Raw genomic sequence first — 22278 nt, 5'->3', positions numbered from 1 at the left:
GGCGAACTCCCCTAAAACAAGACCAATAAAAGAAACCGGAATAAAAGACACGTTATATTGGGCACAAGGCGTTATTCCTCTCTGTTTCTCATGTGACGAGGAACAGAGCATGTACCTTGTGGCGATTTTTAACATCATCGCTCCCCAAAGATCCACATAATCTGTATATAGAGAGACTGGGATCGGGATTAACGATCATAACGCAAAAGACGACACAAATCCTCATTCTTTTACACAGCTTTGACGCTTTTTATCCACAGGGAGATCACCACGCTTTGGCACTTGCAGAATATAAAGGCCCGTAAGAAATACTGTAGTGTAATCATGGCATATAGCAAACTTCATTTAATTATCGTTTTAAATTCAAGATGAAAACAATGCTATGATCACGCATTAAGCGGCAACTATCTGTGTATGATCCTTGCGCTTTATTACACAGTCCGTATAATCTTGCACCCTGCGTGTTATGCCAACGATTTTTTCCGGCTAGGTCTGGTGAGGATTTGGGGTTAGCACTTCGGGTAGCAAAAAGTCTGACCTGTCTGTATTGATTGAAATAAAAAAATCTGACAGGGGGGCGGTCAGGCTCGCGTCATCTTAGATTGACTAGGGGGAGTACATTTTATTACAATCCTGCCTCTTTCTATATATTGATGTTGCGACTGAGGCATCGGTGTCTACTTTATTCTCACTGGTCGCCAACGCATTTGCTGAATCAGTAACAAATTTTAAGCTAGGTAGAAATCGCTATGAAACGCACTTTTCAACCATCCGTACTGAAGCGTAACCGTTCTCACGGCTTCCGCGCTCGTATGGCCACTAAAAATGGTCGTCAGGTTCTGGCTCGCCGTCGTGCGAAAGGCCGTGCTCGTCTGACTGTTTCTAAGTAATAAAGCTAACCAACCAAGTGGTTAAGCTCGCTTTTCCGAGGGAGTTACGTTTGTTAACTCCCGAGCATTTCACTTATGTTTTCCAGCAGCCGCAACGGGCAAGCTCCGCAGAGTTAACAATTCTTGGGCGCTTGAATGAGCTGGGGCATCCCCGCATCGGTCTAACCGTCGCCAAAAAAAATGTTAAACGCGCCCATGAGCGTAATCGTATCAAGCGACTGGCTCGTGAAAGTTTTCGTTTAAACCAGCATAAATTGCCTCCAATGGATTTTGTGGTTTTGGTGAGGAAAGGGGTCGCTGAGCTCGATAACCGTGAGCTAACGGAAGCTTTGGGCAAATTATGGCGTCGTCACTGTCGCTTGGCTCGCGCCTCCTGATTGCTTTGATCAGGGGTTATCAGTTAGTGATTAGTCCACTGCTGGGGCCTCGTTGTCGTTTCAATCCTACCTGTTCCCACTATGGCATAGAGGCATTGCGCAGGTTTGGGATGATAAAAGGCAGTTGGTTAACAGTGAAACGCGTATTAAAATGCCACCCTTTACACGAAGGTGGTGATGATCCTGTCCCACCTAAAAAAAACGACGATAACAGAGAACATTAACGATGGATTCGCAACGCAATCTTCTTCTCATCGCTTTGCTGTTTGTTTCGTTCTTGGTCTGGCAGGCGTGGGAAAATGATAAAAACCCACAACCAACGGCCCAGATCACGCAGCAAGCAAATACTACGCTGAGTAGCGAAGCAAGCAGTGGGCAAGGTAAACTGATCACCGTGAAAACGGATGTGCTTTCACTGCACATTAATACCCGTGGCGGTGATATCGAGGAGGCTGATCTGCTGGCCTATCCTGATACTCTCGGTTCCAAAACTCCGTTCAAATTGCTGGAAACAACCCCTGAATTTACTTATCAGGCTCAAAGTGGATTAACGGGTATCAATGGTCCCGATAATCAAGCTGAACGCCCATTTTATCATGCCTCTCAGGATAGCTTTGTTTTGGCTGATGGTCAGAATGAATTGCGTATCCCAATGACTTATACTGCGCCGGACGGTGTTGTTTATGTCAAGACCTTCGTTTTAAGACGTGGCGACTATGCAGTTTCTGTTGATTACAACATCAATAACGTCACTGATAAACCATTACAGATGGCCTTTTTCGGTCAGTTGAAGCAGAGCGTTGAGCTACCAAAACATCGCGATACTGGCAGTAGCAACTTTGCTTTGCATACATATCGTGGTGCTGCTTACTCTTCTGATGAAGAAAAATACGAAAAATACAAATTTGATGATATTGAAAGTAAAGCGCTTTCCGTGACCACAAAAGGCGGCTGGGTAGCAATGCTCCAGCAATATTTCGCCACTGCGTGGGTTCCGGGAGAAAGCAAAACCAGTACTTTCTATACCAAGGACCTGAAAAACCAAAAAATGGCGATCATCGGGTACAAAGGTGAAGACATCAATATTGCGCCGAATAGCCAACAGAATATCTCTTCTACCCTGTGGGTTGGCCCTGAAATTCAGGACAAAATGGCAGCGGTTGAACCACATCTGGATCTGACCGTGGATTACGGTTGGTTGTGGTTTATTTCTCAGCCGTTGTTCAAGTTGCTGAAATTCCTGCATGAGTTCATCGGTAACTGGGGTTTCTCCATTATTGCGATTACCTTTATCGTGCGCGGTATCATGTATCCGCTGACCAAGGCGCAATACACCTCAATGGCGAAAATGCGCCTGTTGCAGCCAAAAATCACGGCAATGCGTGAGCGTTTTGGTGATGACCGCCAGCGCATGAGCCAGGAAATGATGGCGCTGTATAAGACAGAGAAAGTGAACCCGCTGGGTGGCTGTTTGCCTCTGGTGATTCAGATGCCAATCTTCCTGGCGTTGTATTACATGTTGATGGGTTCTGTTGAATTGCGCCATGCCCCATTCATTGGTTGGATTAACGACTTGTCTGCTCAAGATCCTTACTACATCCTGCCATTGCTGATGGGTGTGACCATGTTTGTTATCCAGAAACTGTCACCGACTACTGTGACTGATCCAATGCAGCAGAAGATCATGACCTATATGCCTGTTGTGTTCACGGTTTTCTTCCTGTGGTTCCCATCTGGTCTGGTGCTGTACTACATCGTCAGTAACCTGGTTACTATTATCCAGCAGCAAGTTATTTTCCGTAGCCTGGAAAAACGTGGCTTGCATACCCGTGAGAAAAAGTAACTGTTTTTAAAATAGCTGTTTTTAAAAATATCAGTGGAAGGCGGTCATTGGCCGCCTTTATTATTTTAGCTTTTAACGATAACGAACCTAGGTCAAAAGAGAGAATTTCATGAATACCACCGATACGATAGTCGCTCAGGCCACTCCTCCGGGACGAGGCGGTGTAGGCATTCTGCGTATTTCTGGCTCTAAGGCTGCGAAAGTTGCTGAGGTGGTATTGGGTAAACTCCCAAAACCTCGTTATGCCGATTATCTGCCCTTCCGTGATGCGGATGGCTCTGTGCTTGATCAAGGTATTGCACTTTACTTTCCCGGCCCTAACTCATTTACGGGGGAAGATGTTCTGGAGCTTCAAGGGCACGGTGGGCCGGTTATTCTGGATTTGCTGTTAAAGCGCATTCTGGCGATTTCCGGTGTACGCATTGCCAACCCTGGCGAATTCTCTGAACGGGCTTTCCTCAATGATAAACTTGACCTGGCACAGGCAGAAGCCATTGCGGATTTGATTGACGCCAGCTCTGAACAAGCCGCACGTTCTGCGATGAACTCCCTGCAAGGTGCATTCTCCAACCAAGTCCATGAAATGGTAGAAGCGCTGACTCACTTGCGGATCTATGTTGAAGCCGCGATTGATTTTCCCGATGAAGAGATTGATTTCCTTTCCGACGGCAAGATAGAAGCCAAGTTGGATGAAGTGATCGCAGAACTGGAGCACGTTCGTTCACAGGCGCGTCAAGGCAGCTTGCTGCGCGAAGGTATGAAAGTTGTCATTGCAGGGCGCCCGAATGCGGGTAAGTCCAGTTTGCTTAATGCACTGGCAGGCCGTGAAGCTGCGATTGTGACTGATATTGCGGGCACAACGCGCGATGTTTTGCGTGAACATATCCATATTGATGGAATGCCACTGCATGTGATTGATACGGCAGGCTTGCGCGAAGCCAGTGATGAAGTGGAGCGTATTGGTATAGAACGGGCATGGCAGGAAATTGAGCAGGCGGATCGCGTGTTGTTTATGGTAGACAGTACGACAACGGATGCCGTTGAGCCTGCACAAATTTGGCCTGAATTTATGGCTAAGTTGCCAGAATCGCTGCCTGTTACTGTCATCCGTAATAAGACAGATATGACGGGGGAAGAAACGGGTGTTGCAGAAACCAGTGGCTATACATTAATTCGTCTCTCTGCCCGTGATGGGAAAGGTATCGGTTTTCTGCGTGATCACCTAAAAGAAGCCATGGGATTCAACAGCAATACAGAAGGCGGCTTCCTTGCTCGTCGTCGTCATTTGCAGGCATTAAACACAGCAGCGGAGCATTTGCAGGAAGGTCATCAACAGCTCGTCTTTGCTCGTTCAGGGGAACTGCTGGCAGAAGAACTGCGTTTGGCACAGCAAGCATTAAGCGAAATCACGGGTGAATTTACTTCCGATGATTTACTTGGGCGGATTTTTTCCAGTTTCTGTATTGGGAAATAAGTAACACTGCGACTATTCCAGATAGTCATGATGATGATAAAAAATGGAAACAAAATTACGCCAGCATGTTAGATGCTGGCGTTTATAATAATGCGGCTGCCAATATTATGTGGGTTAAACGAGTTACAAAAATGTAAAAAAACCTTAAATGACGATCGATTCCAGCATGATTTTTCTCTCTTCGTCAGTGATCTTAGGAATAGCATAAAAAGGTATAACGTTAACTGGAGAAATACCCACTAACTCTAGAGTTCCAAGTGTCATACTACGCATGAAGTGATCTACTTCCATGCCATTTTGGACTAAGATATTTTTTTCAGTGCCTAAGGTGACATATACAGTTGCCGATTTTCCTGTCAAATAGGGCATAAAAGTCTTTTCATCTTCATAATAAGCAAAACCATTAGAAAAAACCCGGTCAATCCATCCCTTAAGGATGGCTGGCTGACCAAACCACCAAATAGGATAAATAAAAATAAGGTGATCAGATTCTTTAACCATGGCCTGACTTTTCACAAGATCTGGCGATACCTCACCTCGGTGTAGGGCTTCAAAATCCGGGCTATCAAGTACGGGATTAAATTTTTCATCATAAAGAGAAATAAAATGGTATTCCTCACCTTTCTTGACTATTTCACTAATTATTTTTTCTTTAATGGCATGATTAAAACTTTTAGGATTAGGATGAGCATAAATAACCATGTGCTTCATTTTGTTACTACTCCTTTAAGAAATAAAAAAACACATTAACATCTGGGTGATGAATGAATATCTTACATTCCTCCCCTTTCACCACCATCAATTGTTATCCCTTGGGCAGTAATCATGGCAGCATCAGGAGAAATGAAAAACATGACCGTACCGGCAACATCCTGTGGAGTGACTAAACGTCGTAATGGAATTCTTTTGGCTGCCCTTTTTAATAAGACTGATGTTGAACATCCCAGTAATTTGGCTTGTGGCTCCAGTCCTTTTACAAACATCGGCGTATTCACCCAGGCAGGCAATACAGCATTTACGGTTATTTGTCTCTCTGCAAGATCCAAAGCTAATGATTTAGTTAAACCAAGTAAAGCATGTTTTGATGTACAATAAGCAGTATTACGTATTGTTCCTATCTTTCCAAGAATAGATGAAATAATGACAATACGCCCACCAAAAACAATATCAGGCACAATATGTGATAGTAAGCGTTGGGTTGAATGCAAATTGGTTGCCAATACTGAGTCCCATATATCATTTTGGTCAATATAGTTATCATCCGCTTTACCGTGGCTAACAACAATGCCTTTTATTTCACGTTCCTTAACCAAAGGCATTAATTCTCTGACCAGTGCTTTCTCGTCAACTAAATCGATTTGGAGAGGATGAATATACTCTGGTGATTTATCGACTAATTCACTTAAACCGTTTCGGTTAATATCAATAGCAATAACATAATATCCGGCCGCAACAAGTCTTTGGCAAACAGCAAAACCAATTCCGCTTGCTGCACCAGTAACAATAAATGTTAACATGATTTTTCCTTATTTAACTTAGTGCAATGCCGCCATTTATATTAATTACTTCGCCAGTTATGTAACTATTTTCTATAAGAAAATGTATTGCACTGGTAATTTCATTGACATGTCCAATTCGCTTAAGTAGTACTTTGTTATTGATTATTTCCTTGTGGGTACTTAATAAAGTTTCTGTCATCTCTGTTTGGATAATACCTGGGGCAACAGCATTAACCCGAATATTTTTAGGCGCGACTTCAACTGCAAGCGCTCGAGTCAATGATTCTATTCCACCTTTGGCTGCCGCATAAATTGATTGACCTTTATTCGGTCTTGTCGCTGAAATCGAAGAAATATTGATAATCTGGCCACTACGTTGCGGTATCATTACTTTCAGTACCTCACGACTGCACAAAATATAGCTCAGCAAATTGTTATTTATCAGTAATTCAATATCCTTGGTTTCCATCGTAGCGAGTAATCCATCTCTGGTTATTCCCACATTGTTGACCAAGAGATCGATCCGATCAAATGTGCCAATCACTCTAGTAATAAACGCATTGATATCTTCTGCCTTGGCTAAATCAGCCTTGATAGGCAAGATATCCGGGTAAGTTAGCTTCATTTCGGCAATAAAATCGGTTAATTGTGGAGTTTCATGCCGATAACAAAAAGCAACCCGATATCCCTTGTCCAACAAACTTAGAACTATGGCTTTGCCAATGCCTTTACTGCCCCCCGTCACAATTGCACTTTTTGTGATGGTATCTGATCCTGATTCTTCGTGATTGTTCATAAACTTGAATTCTCTTTGATATCAGATAAGGTAAAATGATGTTTTCTGGCGATTGTCATGATGTCAATCACCTGATCGGCGGTAATGTTTCCGTATGAAAAATTCCCTTTGTACTCTTCCAACCCCAACAAAACCGTTTCTGCCATGCAAGCGTAAATCTGCCCTTCTTTCAAATAGGCACGGACACGGGCATCCAGGCTGTCATTATTAGGTGTCTGAACAATCCCTCCTCGCAATATTTTGATATCGGGTCGTTTAAGGACATCTTCATCAGAAAGGTTATGTGGCACTGAAATATCACAGACGATTGCCCTATTTTTAATTTTTTCGACTGATAAAAATGCCTCTGAAGCATTCGAAGCACATACGATTACATCACAGTCTTCAATATCAGAAATATTTTGGGAGGTGTGGATAAATGTTTGGGTCGGGTAATGCTGGTTCAAATAGTGATCTATCTCCACTCCCACGTTTGCCTTACCAATGAGGTAATCAATAGGCATAGTGGAAAGGCAATCTGCTATTCTTTTTGCTAATCCCCCAGTGACTGGCATCCTATTAACTAGGAATTGTTCATAGATATTTTTATAAATATGGTATTTCACCGTATCCAGTTTTTTCAGCGAACCATGATTACTGCTGCCTATCAATATCATTTCCTGGAATTGAGATCCTAATATCTCTGCATAAACACTTCCGATATTTCCGGCACCTCCTACAATCGCAATCCGCATGTTAGCTATATCCCGATCTGCGATACTTTTCTGCAATGCTTCAATACCGATGCCTACAGTTAAGGCATTGCCTGTTGTCACGCTAATTGGCGGATTTTTTAAGGATTTGCCATTATTGGTGATGATAGAGGTAAACATTCCCAGCCCAACAGCGACATTACCATCAGAGGCTGCTTGGGTAATCCGAACATCAATTTCATGCCGCAACCGCCCCAGGTCATTTTTTTCCAGTGATTTTTTGATCATTTTTGAAGTCACTGTCAGTGGATATAGGGTAAATTCCACTGATTTGCCATTACCTGAACGGATACGTGCCGCTTTGAAAGGTTTGGTCGCGAGATTAAAAGTAGAACTCTCAACAAACAATGTTAATTCTTCATCACTAAATATACCAAATGATGGATCAACCTCTCTAAGCCCGCTTGCAGAAATCAGGTGGTTAATAAAAGCCACCTTATAGTCAGCTTCTTTGTCATCATCATGCTGTGGGCTTTCCACACGTCGGTGATCGGTAGAAATAGTAAGATCCTTTTTCCCAAGCATGGGAGCAATAATAAATCCCGCGTCAGCATGACGAATAGCAAGGCAAACTTTGGATAACGCTTCAACAAATCGGTGAATTTGTTCAATTTCCAAAAATACAGATGGTTCTACACGAATCACATTTGCTGCACTTCCAGAAGGTGCGACACGAATATGGCTACCACACAGCAAATGCCCGCTAATCACGTAACCTAAGCTGCCTTGTACGGCAATATTTTGCAAAATATAAGAGTCTGAATGAGTGACATCATGAAACTCCATTCCCCATATCAAACCTTTGCCACGCACTTCTCGAATGACATCAGGATATTGTTCTTGGAGAGCGTTCAGCTGTGTCTTGAATTCCTCTCCCAATTGAGTCACTTTTTTCAGTAAATGACGCTGGTCAGCATGTAAAAAATTGACGAAATCATGTGCTATTCGACAAGATAAATCATCCTCCCCAAAAGTGGAGCTTTGTATGACATCAAATCCCGGTGTAAAACTTTCCTGACGAATAGCGACCACCCCAATCTTGACATATCCAGCGCCCAATGCCTTGGAAAGGACATAATAGTCGGCATCAAGGCCTACATCACTGGATGCCACCAAAAATCCACATCTACCTGATCCTGATTGGACTTCATCGGCAATAACTGGGCAACCCAATACCTGTTTTAATCGGTTAATTTCTCCAATTTGCCCTGTATTAAGTGGATAAACGCCCCCCTCTCCCTGTATTGGCTCTACCAGAAATGCAGTAACAACCCTGAATGGTTTCTTCGTTAAAATAATTTGGTTGTTCTCTTCTTGCGGTAACCACAACCAACTATTAAAAACATCATTGGCTTTTTCCCCCATTCCCGCAAATTCGTTTAGTTCTTCAGAAGAAAGGAAATGTGTATCTATTTTCATTCTTCTCAGATAATGACGATACATGGCACCATACGTACAGTTGGCCGTTATCATTGTCTTGCCATGGAATGAATTTTCAAGGGCTAGAAATGTTGGTTTTGTATCCAATCGATTCTGGGTAAATGCCGACAATGCTAATTTTATCTCTTCGGCAGATGCATTTTCCTCCAATTGCAAGTCTTGGCGTTGTTCCCCTGTGAGTACGATCTCTTTACCACCGCTGATTTTGGCAATAGCTGATATGGCTTCCTGCCCTAGCTCTTCAAGTTGGGCATTACGTGTAAATTCTGCACTTTTTAGGGCAATTTCTATTGATTCTGCCCCTGTACTGGCAAAGCAGAATATAAAATCACTATGTGTCCCAGTTTCTTCTTTCAGTAACTCATTAAGACGTTCAGCCAATAATGCGGCGGGTTTTTTGATGGAAAATTGATTATGGACGGGGGTTTCTTCATCAAGATAACGCTTTATTTTTTCTCTTATAAAAGGAGAGTTATGGCCCAATAATGTTGCACCATATCCCCCCAAGAGATCCAGGACAGGAATTTCTTTGTCATTTTCATCTTTGTAATAGAGAAAATTCCCTGCTGCCCGATGATAAGTTATGTTTAAACCAAGTGAAATCAATGCGCGGGTTAGCTGAGGCTTACAAAAAGTAGCATAACTTTCCATTGTAATTCCTATTGTTAATTAACAGTTTCAACCTGCTTATGGGCGTTTATACGATCTGCTAATTCCTTGATAAAAAGGAGGGTTTCAGCAGCATAATTTCCCTCACGATAATTTTTATATAGTCGTGTAATATCAATGAGGTGTAGGTTCTCTTGCGGTACTTGATTTTCAACTTTTGTTAGAATAAACGTGACTCCGAATTCAACACCCCCACCAGCAAATTCAGATTGGCTCTCTTGGCTTACATTTCCTATCCCGGAAGCAACTACCAAGGCATAATCAATCAAGCCACTGTTTAGGCATAACTCCGCTTCACTGAATGCCGACAGTAATCCTAAATTTCCGCGCAAGAAAGAAGCACAATCACATTGCAAATTGAGTTCCTGGGAAAGCACTCCTAACAGGTTATTACTGAGTGATAGGGTGATTAAGAAAGGATTGACCTGTTCACATTCCCAGATAGTTTGAAAAATACTATTTGGATTGTTTGTCTGGGTTTGCTCATATTCAGGCAACAATTCCGAAGGCAATGGGTGAAGATATCCATATTGCGTGGTATACAAGCCAAACCTTATTTTAGGATCATTGATGTCTAAACCAGCTGAAATCAAAGCTCTTCTGGTTGAAATGATCCCTTTTTTTGTTCCTGTAGAATAAAAGCGCCTGAGTTTATTATTTTTAACCAGTTCATCGCCCTCTTTTTCATCATTCAGGTTATTAAACAGATGGCAAGGCGTGGTTATGTTATGGGTAATGAGTTTGATTACTCTATTTTTTTCCATCGTAATCCCCTATCACTAAGCAGGAGTTAATTCCACCAAAACCAAATGAATTGGTTATCGCGTTCTTCACAGGGAAAGGCCGTCCATAATTCGGGACATAGTCCAAATCACAAAGCGGATCGGCAGTTTCAAGGTTAATGGTGGGTGGAATAAATTTGTGTTTCACAGTCAAAACCGTTGCCACCGCTTCAATGGCTCCTGCTGCTGCTATCCAATGACCTAACATTGATTTGGTTGATGAAACCAACGGAGAGCGCGAACCAAAAATACGTTTTATGACAGCGGATTCAAGAGCATCATTTAATGGCGTTGATGTGCCGTGGGCATTGATATAATCGATCTGGTGCAGATACAAACCACTATCCTTGATAGCTCGCTTAATGGCATTTTCTGCACCAATTCCATCAGGATGCGGAGCCGTTAATTTATAGGCATCCAAGGAAGCGCCATAGCCTTTAATTTCAGCATAAATATTAGCTCCTCGACGTAGCGCACTTTCTTCACTTTCAAGCACTAAAAACGCACCACCTTCACCTGCAACCAATCCACTACGATCTTTATCAAAGGGGCGACAAAGTTTATTTCCCCACTTTTCCGTTGTGGCGGTGGCTCCCAATAATTTCAGCCCGATCAAGGTATGCAGGTTTATGACTGAATCTGCCCCACCAGCCAGCATTATGGACACTTCCCCCCTTTTTATGGATTGACAAGCCAGCCCGATAGCATGAGTGGCTCCGGCACAAGCGGCATTCACGTTTATTGCAGGTCCCGATAAAGAAAATCGGTGGGCAATGGCTTTTACCATGCCATCGTTGCTGCACTTTATGCCGGAGTAGAAACTCAAGTTGTGGCGTTGGTCGAACAAGGCTTTAATAGCTTGTTGTTCCGTGTCTTCATCGTGACGGCTTTTGCGCCACAGATGCCTGTCATCCTCTGATATTTCCGTGACTCCACTACATCCATAAATACCGATATGCTGCTCATTCCTCTGTGTCGGCATGAATAGTCCAGCATCTTCCAAGGCCTTAGAGGCTGAAATGATTCCCATAATGCCACGCTTGTCCGTAATGCCTGATTCCGGTAGATATGTTGAATGTTCAGAGAGCAGGGAATTAAAATCAATTTGGGCTGCATATTTCACTGGCAGTACGCCATCATCCTCAAATGTTAGTGGCCTAACGGCTGATTCACCATCACAGAGCTTTTGCCAGACAGTATCAAGATGGGTTCCGAAAGCACTCACAACCCCTATACCTGTAACAACAACACGACGGTCAGATATCATCACAATTCTCTCCCGGCCATTCCCATACGAAGCAAAACAGCAATACACTGTTTTTCCAGACCATGAACCAATATCAGGACTAAAGGAGATGATTGTTGAGAGATAAGATTTGAATGAGTGTTATCTATGCTCAACGTTTTTTCATGCATCTCGATGGCGAGATTGGTAGCAATAAAAGATGCGGCAGGTCCTGTATATCCTATAGCTTTATCAAGATTAAACTGTAAGGCATCAGGGAAAATGTCATGCGTTAACGAAAGATGTTTACTATCAATTTTTCCAACATGGATTATCTGATGTGGTGATAAACCTGTTGTGCTCACTTTGGACAGGAAACGAGTATATTGATTACTATCGTAGATTATCATGCGATTAGCATAAATAATCTCACCATCAGCATTCTGTCTGTCTCCGTGTAAGGAAACAAATGAAGCAGCTTCCGCAGGTAGCCACGGTGTATCACTGATTAGGCGTTCATAGGCAAGATAATACCATTCTGAAATTTTCTGGGCATTACCCCCACAAAGTGCAAACTGGCTGCGTTTCTCTTTGATACTGTAATACCCTTCTAGAAGAGCATGGCCTCCTGCATCAACATGCGGTGAAAAGAAGGCATTGTCGCCTATGATACCAAGATGTTGCGATAAATGGCTGGCTGTTGAAGTATTCAACAGTGTCAATCCCATTAATGGAGGTGTTTCCACTAATGCCCTGGAAACATAATCCTTATCATCTTTTGTATCAGACGCAATGAGATAAGCATTATTATCAGCATCACTTATTCCTAGCCCAATAAACAATCCACGGTGCTCAGGAAGAAATTTTTCACCAATACTGTTTTCCCAAGTTTTTATGCCAGTATAGAGCACCCACTGACTTTGCCCATGTGCTGCCCGTCGGATCATCTTATCCATGGAAGGCATGACAAAATCATCTTCTTTGATGTATCTTTCCCCTATAATATGTGGCAGACATAGCCTATTGTCTGGTAAATGAGCTTCTTTAATATTTCCATGAATAATATCATTCATGCACAGGCTATCAGGAAGCAAACTACTCCCTTTGGTTATGTAAATCCCCATAAATTATCCTTCAGCTCGTTTTAAGATCACACTGCTATTTTCTCCACCAAAGCCAAAGGAATTACTTAGGATATATTTGGCGCGCATCGCTTTTGTAGAACTGTTTACATTAATGACTCCATCCATTTTTCCCAGTTCAGAAAAGTTAAGGCTGGGAAGAAGTTGATGATTATTTAGCGTTTCAATTGAGAGTATTGCTTCCAGTAACCCACTAACGGCTAACGAATGCCCCATTGCCGACTTCGTGGAAATAACCGGTGGTTTATGCGGAAAAAGAGCATTAATAGCTTTACTTTCCGCAAGGTCGTTATTAACAGTTGAAGTGCCATGAGAGTTGATGTGATCGATATTTTCAGGCGATAGCCCGGCATCTTTTAGTGCTGAAGACATACAGTCGAGATAATATTGCCCCGATAAATCTGTTGATGTCATTTTATAACCTTCAGATTGTCGGGATATTCCTGCAATCTCAGCGAGTATCTTGGCCTTTCTGGTAATCGCATGAGAATAATTCTCAACCACTAGAAACGCAGAGGCATCAGCCAAGACACAGCCTGCTCTGTCTTTATCAAATGCCCGAGAAGATTGGCTTAATTCTGTAAACGTACCATCATAAAGGGCCCTAACTTTTTTGAACAATATTTGCATAATAGGATGGGTTGCTTCTTCAGAAGCACCAACCAGAGCTATATCATTTCGGCCACTTTTAATGGAGTGATATGCAGAATAGAGAGCGACCATACCTGCCGTACAAGCATCACTATAGACTCTTGGTTGCCCTGACATATTAAAGCGTTCAATCAACTCTTCAGCAATTTCATACGGGCGCATCAGCGCCCCAAGATGTTCAACGTCAAGATATTCTGAGGATGATACATTTCCGTTGAAGTAATGGTTCAAGGTATCACCATCAATAAACATCTTATTATTGGCAAAAAATAATTCACACCTATATTGCTTCAGATTTTTGTAGGTTAATCCTGCCATTTGCAAACTGTTTGCGCCTGAACAATAGGCCATCAATAAAACAACATTATTGGATGATTGCCCAGTGATGTTGTATTGATTGCGTAAGCTACTTATATCTGTGGAAGTTAATTTTGCGCTAGGGATATTATTTATTCCATATTTTCTTAATAACTCATCTTCACAGATAAGTGACTTTTTATTCATCAATGAATTGAATAAATCATTTGGACAATTATGATTACGGACAATCAAACCATAACCGGTTACAGCCACTTTCTCTGTAGTTATACCAGCCATATTTACTTCCATATTAGTGACAAAATGACTTTTATATTTAAGTTGTTAATATAATTGCAAACAAAAGTTAACAACTTTACAACCCTATTAACATATCATGACAATATTTTTCGATTTCGGCTAAAATAATGTCATCTGCATTTTTACTATCTGATTCACAAATAGATTTACATAATGAAGCCCAATTATGGACATTAGTTTCACCGAATAAATCACCCAATGTACAAATAGAGCCTAATTGCTCTGTTGTATAGTTATAACAACTAAAAGCAAGCAATCCTTTACCTTCCTCGGTAAGGACATCCCCAGTTAACAAGCGATTTATTATGTTTTCAGACGCAGTCTCTTGAACATGAGAAAAAATACTTTTAGTTGGCATGGTAATCTTGAATTTTTTCCCGAGATTAAAGGAAAGATCAATAATATCCAAAGAGTCAGCCCCTAATTCATTAATTAATGAAGAATTTTCATTAATAACATTTTTGTCAACAAAAAGAATTGAAGAAACCTCTTCACATACAGCGGAAATGTATTTTTCCATATAAGTAGCCCCAATAAAACAATAAAAGGAATGTGTTTATGAAGAACAATAATTGAAAATGTATGTGCTTTTTTACCAACAAAAATGAATAAAAACCAGAGAAACATAATGGTGCAATTAACAAAATATATTATACATATAAAAAACAATAGAATTGCATAAATGATTACACTGTCATTCCGCACTTTATTAATAATTAATTTCTATATAAAATATAAAAAATTTAAAGATCAAAATATTATATATACCAATCTAACTTCAAGATGCATGTGATTTCTCCCCGCGAGGCGGGGAGAAATCATGTTTCATAGCGTGTTGTAAATTGCAACTTGAAGTTTAATGCGTATATATAGCTGAGGAATGTCGGATAAAAAAGTGTAAGTAGTAAATGTTTCTATATGACTGTATAACACCTTGCCATTAATTTGGTGGCTCTCTGTTTTTTCATAGAGAGCCACTGAAATTATTTTCGATTGAGAAAATAACAGATGAAAATAAAGGCTAATGCAAGTCCAGCCAAAAATAACATCAAAGCTTGATAACCTTGGAGCAATGTATTGAAGCGATCTAACAAAAATACAGCAAAAGCGATACCACAAGCTCCCCCTACATTATGAATCGTCCACGAAGTTCCCATGGCAACAGCGGCTTGTTCACGAGGCAGAGAATCCAGTGCAATTAAGGTTGACGGACCGAGAATTGATCCCCATCCCATACCAAATAACAACAGTGGGATAATGAACCACCAGGCATTTACCTGTGTTGAGGCGAGAGCAAGGAAAATGGCAGAGGCTACAAATAGTAGCAAGCCAATTAAAATGATCCGTTGTGGGCCAAATTTTTCACTACGATTACCTACCCAAGGAGATGTCAAGGCAAACATGATTGTAGCTGGTAATAAGAATATCCCTATCTCGATGTCATTTTTATCCAGTTGTCCTGCGAAAAACATGGGTAATGTAAGCAGAATTGTGCAATAGAAAAAAGCGAGAAAAAATGTTGCAAGTAGTGCAGAAACAAAACGCATATTGCGGAAAAAATTAAATTCAACAATTGGTTCTGGTGTTTTTAATTCATGTATTATAAAGGCAAACAACGTTATAGTCGCAATAGCTAATAGACTCCATTGTTGCGGGGCATTCCCATATAGAGAGAAATAACTGACTAAGCTTATTAGAAAAATGATCAGAAGGATACAACCGACTATATCCAATTTTTTCACTTTTTCGGTTTTATATTCGGGTATAGACCAGATGCATAGAATAAAACTAATAATGATAAAAGGAATATTTATCAAGAATGCATACCGCCAATCTACAATGCCTGCAAATAATCCCCCGATGATTGGGCCTATCGCAAGCCCAAGTCCGTTAACTCCAAATAAGATACCAAGAGCCTTTCCCTGCTCATGTTCATCAAATAAGTAGGAGATAATAGCCCCAGAAACAGTATAGAGAATTGCACAACCAATTCCTTGAATAAACCTAAAGGCAGTGATGGCGGCAAGATTTGTTGCGAGGCCAACAAGTAATGATGCTGCACCAAACAGAATTAATCCCCACAATAATATTTTTTGCGCCCGCGACTATCTGCCAATGTTCCAACCGGTACCATAAAAGCGGAAAGGGCTATCATAAATATAGAAGTAACCCACTGTGTTTCCCTCAACGAGGTGTTAAATTCACGCCCAATTGCAGGAATAATGGTATTCACAACGGTGAGATCTATACATCCAAGAAAGCTTGCAATACATATTCCGATTAATCCGGTGTATTTTCGGGTTGCAATAACTGGTTCACTCATTAACTGGATCCTTTTGTTTTCTCAATAGTTGAAATTTGAAAAAAAATCAGGTGTCATTATGGCTGATATATCACCAGATCATAGATAGTTACCGGTTAGGGACTTTACATCGATTTCTATTATTTCGCTTATACTATCTCCTTATAAAAACAAGGAATTGATATTAAAAAATAATAATTGATTTATAACTTTTTTATTAAAAACAATACATATTTAAATTAATGAGTTTTTTTATCTGTAACGGATTTTTATATCATATATTATTCCAATAAATGACTATGTTTCTTGTATTTTGATTACGTTATTGTGGTTTGAGTTAACTAATTAGTCACAATGATAATTAATCCTCGCCCCGATTGGGAGCGAGAGATGGGACTTACCTCAATGTAAAATCAAGTGTCAGCACAACATCGGGCTTTATACCTACTGGTATAGGGCCAACTGAATTGGCATTATTGATCGCATCGAGTGCGGCATTATCCAGTATGTTATTGCCGGAGGAATTAACGACTTTGGCGGCAGTCAAGGTGCCGTCACTTAGCAGGGTAAAGCTGACGGTGACTATACCTTGCTGTTTCATCCTTTTTGCCTTGCGGGGATAGCGTTTATGGCGTTCAATTTCTTGCCGCAGTCTTGCGGAGTAATTGTCTACTTCACTATTTCCTTGCCCCACCAAAGGTTGTGATGTTGCTGCGCGGCTCATACTGCCTTCTGAATTAGCCTGATCGTTACCATGCGTTTCCTGCTCTGTCTGATTGTTTTTCTCTACCTGTGGTGATTGGATGGTTTTCTTTTCTGCTACTTCTTGCGGTTTTTCTTTCGGCTGCTTTTGGCGTTTCTTAGGCTTATCGGCTATTGGCGGTTTTGCTATCTTATTTTCAGGGTGAATGGCTCTATCCAGTACGAGTTCTGGTTTTGTTGGTGATTCCGGTGCGGTCAAAAGTGGGGAGGGAGGAGAAACAGGCTCTGGCTTATTTTCCCACGATGGGGCAGCAACCATCGTAATGGATAGCCCGGTAGTAAAAGCGTTATTGTTGATATGATGTGCCGCGTCATCATCATATGAAGTCTGTCGGTTAAACAGCCATAGCAGACTGGTATGCAATAAAATAGCGATTAAGATACCAACCAGCACTCCCCTTCTGGGCATCAATGGAAAACAAGCGGCTGGATTGTCTAATATGGCTGTGTTGGTCATACGATCCTCTCATCAAGCCCCTAAAATTGGCTGGTCAAACTGAGTTTAAAAGTTCTGCCCGGCGCTGGAATCATCGAACGTGTCAGCGGATCGAGATAGTAGCGGTTAGTTAGGTTTGTGCCAGTTAACTCTATGGATATAGCCGGAGTGATTTGATAGTTGATATAGGCATCAACCGTAAGCACCGGATTCCAGCGCATTGGGTTATTAGACTGTCCTTTATAAATATCCGGTAAGGCATTCATCAGCCATTTTTCATCTTTATTTTCTGCCTTACTGTGATAGAGCATTCGGCTGCCTAGCTCCAGTTTTTCATCAAACAAGCGGCCGCCGACGCTCAGGTTAGCTGAGTATTTAGGCTGAATAGAGGTACGTAAATAACCGCCAGGGAAACCACCATCAATACATTCAGGTATACCATAACGATTCTGGGAATCCAGTCTCATGACAGCGTTATGGTCACAGACCTTGTTTTTCATGTTATAGACCAACCCCATATCGGCAAAGAAACTGCCGTTGTCATAACGTGCTTGTAGTTCCACGCCCGCCAATTTTTGTTTGTCCAATTGGGAGAATTTATAGGTAGTGTCCCGGTCGAACACATTTTCAATGAGGGTGTTGTAATAGGAGAGTTTGATATCAGCATGGCGTTCAGCTTTGACTAATTGGCTGACATCGTAGACTAAGCCAACTTCCGCGGTTTTTGCGCGCTCAGGCTTAAATTTATGACCTATTTGGTTGGTTGGAGAGCCTGAAAAACCGACGGTATCTTCAAAAATACTGGGCATTCTTACCGCTTCAGCATAACGGGCGTAGATACGGAAATCATCTGTAACATAGGCCGTCGCGGAGAAAGTAGGTGCCCAAGCGTGATCCTTACGTTTTGGCGCAGTTTCCCAAGGATCGTCAACAGCAGGGCCTTGTACGCCAGTAGCGTCAGCTCTCTCACCGTATTCATATTTATAGACTTCTTTGCCGCTTATTGGGTCAATAACCTTTTCATTCATGTCTAATTGGCCATTGAAATAGAGGTTACCGCTTTTACTGAGCTTGCCATTGCTAGGATCGTACTTCCAAGTGAATTTTTCTCTAACCATATTACGCTTTAGGCCATCACGTGAATCAATACGAGTTGTCTCAACCACAGGGTATTCAGTTTGGAGTTTATTCATAAACTCAATCCTCTCTGCGGAGCTCATTTTCAAGCTGTTGTTTGATCTTATAAATTGTTTTCTTTTTTTCATCATATTAGATTCAGTTTCAGTTATTGTTCGCCAATAACTCATTTCATGACCAATGGTTTCCGGTTGTTTCTGATAACGGCTATCTTTTACGGCACGCCGTTCATTAAGCAAATCATCTTGAGACCAATAAGAAACACGCTTGGCTCCTGCATTCAGTTCCAGCCATGAAGCAGGTCGCCAGTTAAAGTTAAAAGCGAGATTGATTTCCTGACGTTGTCCTTTCCGTGTCGGTGACTGGTCGAAATATAGACTAGGTGAATCATAATCATCATTGGAATCAAGGCGTTCCCGTTGGAAATTTCCCATTAAAGTCAGTTCTAAACTCGGGTGCAGGGTAAATTTATTGGAAAGATCAACACCCCAACGATTGTTTTGAGAATGAGTGAGAGCGGTATTGATCAATGTGCCATCGATATTGGCGTTTCTGCCCTCAAGACCATCTTCCCAACGCCAGTCTCTGTCAACAGGGGTACGCGGATATCCTCCCGCCGTGTTGGTATTGCTGGTGGTGCGAGTTGTCCATAAATTCATGTCGAAGTCGACATAGGGGTTATTCTCAGGTTGCCATTTATAGGTCAGATTGGCTGCTTTCTGGTGAACTTTTGCTAATGGCCATTGAGGAATTTTATTTTCTTCGGGTATAACCCAGCCTAAACGTGAAGGCATAATATCACCAAACTCCATATGGGTATTACGAATCCCCAACTGTAGAACCTGATCTTCGGTGAAACGCCAAGTATTTTTAATTAATACAGAACGCATTTCACTGGAAGTATTGGGAACTTCATTGCCGGGGTGATAGATACGAGCGGCAAAAGGCAGATAGGGATCCAGTGTTGTCTGGACATTTTTCATGAGCTCCCTATCGTTTTCCGTAATGGGTTCATCATAGCGATGGGCGCCCCCTTTGCCGGCAAAATAGTTACCCTGACGACGGTATGCATAGGCCAGCATTAGGTCAAAATATTCCTGCCGTGTTCCTAATGCGATACGGAAGGCATTATCTTTGAAACCAAACAGTTTATTGTCTTTCGATGAATGAGGCGTAATTTGCAACTCCGGATCGGTTTCCACCTTGTTTTGGATAAAGTTAGGAATATCGCGGTAATCCTGTCCCAATGGCAGGGACGGAGTGTGCTCTCTCACAGAGTTACTACTGGTTTCCAGCTTAGTATTGATACCGAAAGTTTCCCCTTTCGGTACCACGTCATCAATGGTCAAAGTTTTGATAGATACTGCCCCACCGATTGATCCTTTAACTTTACGGTTCAGAGAAGGACCTTTTTCGATTTCAATGCTACTGATTAAATTTGGATCGATGTAGTTACGGTTATTGGCTCCATTATAACCACGCCCGACGGTAATAGCCTGTTCTGTGCCATCGATGGTGATGGGAATTCGCCCTTGTCCTTGAACCCCACGGATATTGACATCTAGGGAGCCACTATTGCGGGCGTCACCGCTATATACACCGACAGCACCTTTAATTAAATCGGCGGGAGAAGCGCCCTTGTAGCGCTCTATCTGCTCTTTACCGATATAAATATTGGAAATATCTTTGTCATAGACTGCGTTATAACCCTCTTCATCTTTATCACTGTTATCCGTGACACGAATCTTGCCTAGATCCGTCTTACTATTTGAGGTTGTGGCTGTAGGTTTGGATTCGGCAAATAGGGGTGGGGCAATTAGTGATAATGCCAGTGACAATGCAATTGTGGTGGGGGTGAACTGTGTTTTAATTCGGTATGTCATTGATGTCTCTTGCCTCGATTTATCAATTATCATCACACAAATGAAAAGAGTAACTATTTGATTAAAAATATTTTTCTAGCCTGATTAGCACTTCGTTTTTGTTATAGCTGTACATCCAAGCCACATTGCTGTGATTGCGTCGATGGCGGAAAGTGAAAGAAGGTGTCATGCCCCATATTTCAGCGGCGGGCACTTTAATGACGGCACTGTAAATCTGCTCATTATCTTGGCGTGTAGCATTCAACATCGGGCTGTAAGCGCCAAAATGGCGTTTTTTCAGTGTGGAAAACAGTGAGCCATTGATTCCGGGATAGATTTGCCCGGCAATTCCTGTCCGAATTCCCCATTGCTGGTAGCGATCCTCGGCATACTGGTCGTTGTCACGATAAACCCAATCGCCGCCGCCAAACAGGACAACGTCTTTACTAATGGAGTAGAACAGAGTGAGGTAGGCTGAGGTAAAGCTGCCATCTTTCCGGCGAAAACTTGGCTGATGATGTAGCTGTTTGTGCTCAAGTTCAACATTCATGGCTGTTTTGGGTGTGAATGCCCATCGCCATTCTGTTTTGGCGCCTACCGCACGGTAATAGGGTTCGCCTGCTCGTTGTTTATATTCAAACAGAGGCCCAAAAGAGAAATCGTGACTTTTGCTTTTGTAGCTGTATCCACTAACCAGTTGAAATGTATTCTCGTTTTCATCATGGTAATCACGATAGTTTTCACCATAAATCAGGCCACGACCAAAAATACCGTGATGACCAGTAAGTTGATAACGCCGACTTAATGTTGCGTCATAAGACGTACCCCATGCTCTGATGGCCTTTGGTATCTGCCTTTTATAGAATATTTGCTTTATGGGATCAAAATCGTAACGGGGATTTTCCTGATCAGGAGACATATTTACATTATCATTATAAGCGTAAGCAGCCGAGAAAGAGCCGCGCCAACTATTTCTCAGATCTATCGCTTCCAGATAGCTGTTAATATTTTTCAGCACGACTTCTGGTAACTTTTGTGCTTTATACAATCCAGTAAACAGTTGCTCAGCTTCCCGATTTTTATGATCCTCAAAATAGACGCGAGCTAATTCTAGTTCGATACGAGGAAAATCGGGCTGTTGATTCAGAACTTGTTGATAATGATAAGCGGCGAGATCTAAATCTCCCTCAAGACGTGCCAGCCCGCCCTGAGCAAAATTGACCAACATTACATCATGTTCCGGCAATTTTTGATAAGCCGAGAGAAAACGTCTGACATCTGACCATTGTTGATGGTTAATAGCCAGGAATAGTGCTTGGCCGATATCATTAATATTGTTTTCGACCTGAAACGTTTGTCCGTTAATGACAATCAGTGAAGCATTATTTTCAACAAAAATAGGATCTGGCGTAATCAGATTGGTTTCATTTTCCTGTTGATTATGTTGTGCTTCTTGCCAGATTTTTCTTGGGGTATCTTCATCGGCATAAACGGGTAGGGATAGGCATAGAGCCACCAGCGTCGTTAATAATATTGGCGTAATTTTATTCTCAGACATCGGGAAACCAGATCATAAAGCTCACGTTATTAGCAATAAAAAAACAGAGAACAGCCCAAGATG

Annotated in this window: 17 protein-coding genes and 1 pseudogene; 5 read left to right on the top strand and 13 right to left on the bottom strand. The window is 41.8% G+C overall.

All coding sequences use genetic code 11. The annotated features are described in order from the left end of the window. The first annotated feature begins 749 nt into the window (after window positions 1-749). From rpmH to mnmE, 5 genes are all read left to right on the top strand, one after another. The gene (gene rpmH / locus WDV74_RS16600; protein ID WP_000831330.1) at window positions 750-890 is read left to right on the top strand and encodes a 50S ribosomal protein L34; all 141 of its coding nucleotides are present in this window, start codon (window positions 750-752) and stop codon (window positions 888-890) included. Window positions 891-907: 17 nt separating this feature from the next. After that, window positions 908-1267, top strand: coding sequence for a ribonuclease P protein component (gene rnpA, locus WDV74_RS16595; RefSeq protein WP_189759000.1), 360 nt, complete (start codon window positions 908-910; stop codon window positions 1265-1267). Beyond that, the gene (gene yidD, locus WDV74_RS16590; protein WP_047771132.1) at window positions 1231-1491 is read left to right on the top strand and encodes a membrane protein insertion efficiency factor YidD; all 261 of its coding nucleotides are present in this window, start codon (window positions 1231-1233) and stop codon (window positions 1489-1491) included. Before rnpA ends, yidD begins: the two co-directional genes overlap by 37 nt. A gap of 2 nt (window positions 1492-1493) precedes the next feature. Beyond that, window positions 1494-3110: a membrane protein insertase YidC gene (gene yidC / locus WDV74_RS16585; RefSeq protein ID WP_338883912.1), complete on the top strand. Its 1617-nt coding sequence runs from the start codon at window positions 1494-1496 to the stop codon at window positions 3108-3110. Between the two features lie 109 nt (window positions 3111-3219). After that, window positions 3220-4584, top strand: coding sequence for a tRNA uridine-5-carboxymethylaminomethyl(34) synthesis GTPase MnmE (mnmE, locus tag WDV74_RS16580; RefSeq protein WP_338883910.1), 1365 nt, complete (start codon window positions 3220-3222; stop codon window positions 4582-4584). 144 nt (window positions 4585-4728) lie between these two features. Here the strand turns inward: mnmE and WDV74_RS16575 are convergent, their stop codons facing one another. The 13 genes and pseudogenes from WDV74_RS16575 to WDV74_RS16515 all read right to left on the bottom strand — a co-directional run bounded on the left by WDV74_RS16575 (window position 4729) and on the right by WDV74_RS16515 (window position 22215). Beyond that, on the bottom strand, window positions 4729-5295 hold the full coding sequence (locus tag WDV74_RS16575) for an NAD(P)H-dependent oxidoreductase (protein ID WP_338883908.1): 567 nt from the start codon (window positions 5293-5295) through the stop codon (window positions 4729-4731). Window positions 5296-5357: 62 nt separating this feature from the next. Then, on the bottom strand, window positions 5358-6101 hold the full coding sequence (locus WDV74_RS16570; RefSeq protein WP_338883907.1) for an SDR family NAD(P)-dependent oxidoreductase: 744 nt from the start codon (window positions 6099-6101) through the stop codon (window positions 5358-5360). Between the two features lie 13 nt (window positions 6102-6114). Continuing rightward, the gene (locus tag WDV74_RS16565; RefSeq protein ID WP_338883906.1) at window positions 6115-6879 is read right to left on the bottom strand and encodes an SDR family NAD(P)-dependent oxidoreductase; all 765 of its coding nucleotides are present in this window, start codon (window positions 6877-6879) and stop codon (window positions 6115-6117) included. Further along, window positions 6876-9722, bottom strand: a complete 2847-nt coding sequence (locus tag WDV74_RS16560) for an aminotransferase class III-fold pyridoxal phosphate-dependent enzyme (protein ID WP_338883905.1) — start codon at window positions 9720-9722, stop codon at window positions 6876-6878. The genes WDV74_RS16565 and WDV74_RS16560 overlap by 4 nt, the downstream gene beginning before the upstream one ends. 14 nt (window positions 9723-9736) lie before the next feature. After that, window positions 9737-10504 carry a hypothetical protein gene (locus tag WDV74_RS16555; protein WP_338883903.1) on the bottom strand — a complete coding sequence of 256 codons (768 nt, stop codon included), beginning with the start codon at window positions 10502-10504 and terminating at the stop codon, window positions 9737-9739. Further along, window positions 10491-11789 (bottom strand): beta-ketoacyl-[acyl-carrier-protein] synthase family protein, encoded by a 1299-nt coding sequence (locus WDV74_RS16550; protein WP_338885632.1) that lies wholly within the window; start codon window positions 11787-11789, stop codon window positions 10491-10493. Before WDV74_RS16550 ends, WDV74_RS16555 begins: the two co-directional genes overlap by 14 nt. Further along, complete coding sequence (locus tag WDV74_RS16545) at window positions 11789-12871, bottom strand: hypothetical protein (protein WP_338883902.1); 1083 nt, start codon at window positions 12869-12871, stop codon at window positions 11789-11791. The genes WDV74_RS16550 and WDV74_RS16545 overlap by 1 nt, the downstream gene beginning before the upstream one ends. A gap of 3 nt (window positions 12872-12874) precedes the next feature. Then, window positions 12875-14137: a beta-ketoacyl synthase N-terminal-like domain-containing protein gene (locus tag WDV74_RS16540; RefSeq protein ID WP_338883901.1), complete on the bottom strand. Its 1263-nt coding sequence runs from the start codon at window positions 14135-14137 to the stop codon at window positions 12875-12877. A 76-nt stretch (window positions 14138-14213) separates the two neighbouring features. Beyond that, a complete protein-coding gene (locus WDV74_RS16535; protein WP_338883900.1) occupies window positions 14214-14678 on the bottom strand; it encodes an acyl carrier protein in 465 nt (154 codons plus the stop codon). Window positions 14679-15141: 463 nt separating this feature from the next. Beyond that, window positions 15142-16481: pseudogene (locus WDV74_RS16530) on the bottom strand (MFS transporter). Between the two features lie 376 nt (window positions 16482-16857). Beyond that, window positions 16858-17679 carry an energy transducer TonB gene (locus tag WDV74_RS16525; RefSeq protein ID WP_338883899.1) on the bottom strand — a complete coding sequence of 274 codons (822 nt, stop codon included), beginning with the start codon at window positions 17677-17679 and terminating at the stop codon, window positions 16858-16860. Between the two features lie 20 nt (window positions 17680-17699). Beyond that, complete coding sequence (locus WDV74_RS16520) at window positions 17700-20678, bottom strand: TonB-dependent receptor (RefSeq protein ID WP_338883898.1); 2979 nt, start codon at window positions 20676-20678, stop codon at window positions 17700-17702. 61 nt (window positions 20679-20739) lie between these two features. Continuing rightward, window positions 20740-22215 (bottom strand): surface lipoprotein assembly modifier, encoded by a 1476-nt coding sequence (locus WDV74_RS16515; protein WP_338883897.1) that lies wholly within the window; start codon window positions 22213-22215, stop codon window positions 20740-20742. Window positions 22216-22278 lie beyond the last annotated feature (63 nt).

The organism is Xenorhabdus sp. TH1 (assembly GCF_037260955.1).
GTDB lineage: Bacteria > Pseudomonadota > Gammaproteobacteria > Enterobacterales > Enterobacteriaceae > Xenorhabdus > Xenorhabdus griffiniae.
The sequence above is the reverse complement of the archived record's forward strand: the minus strand, read 5'-3'. Positions and strand labels throughout refer to the sequence as shown.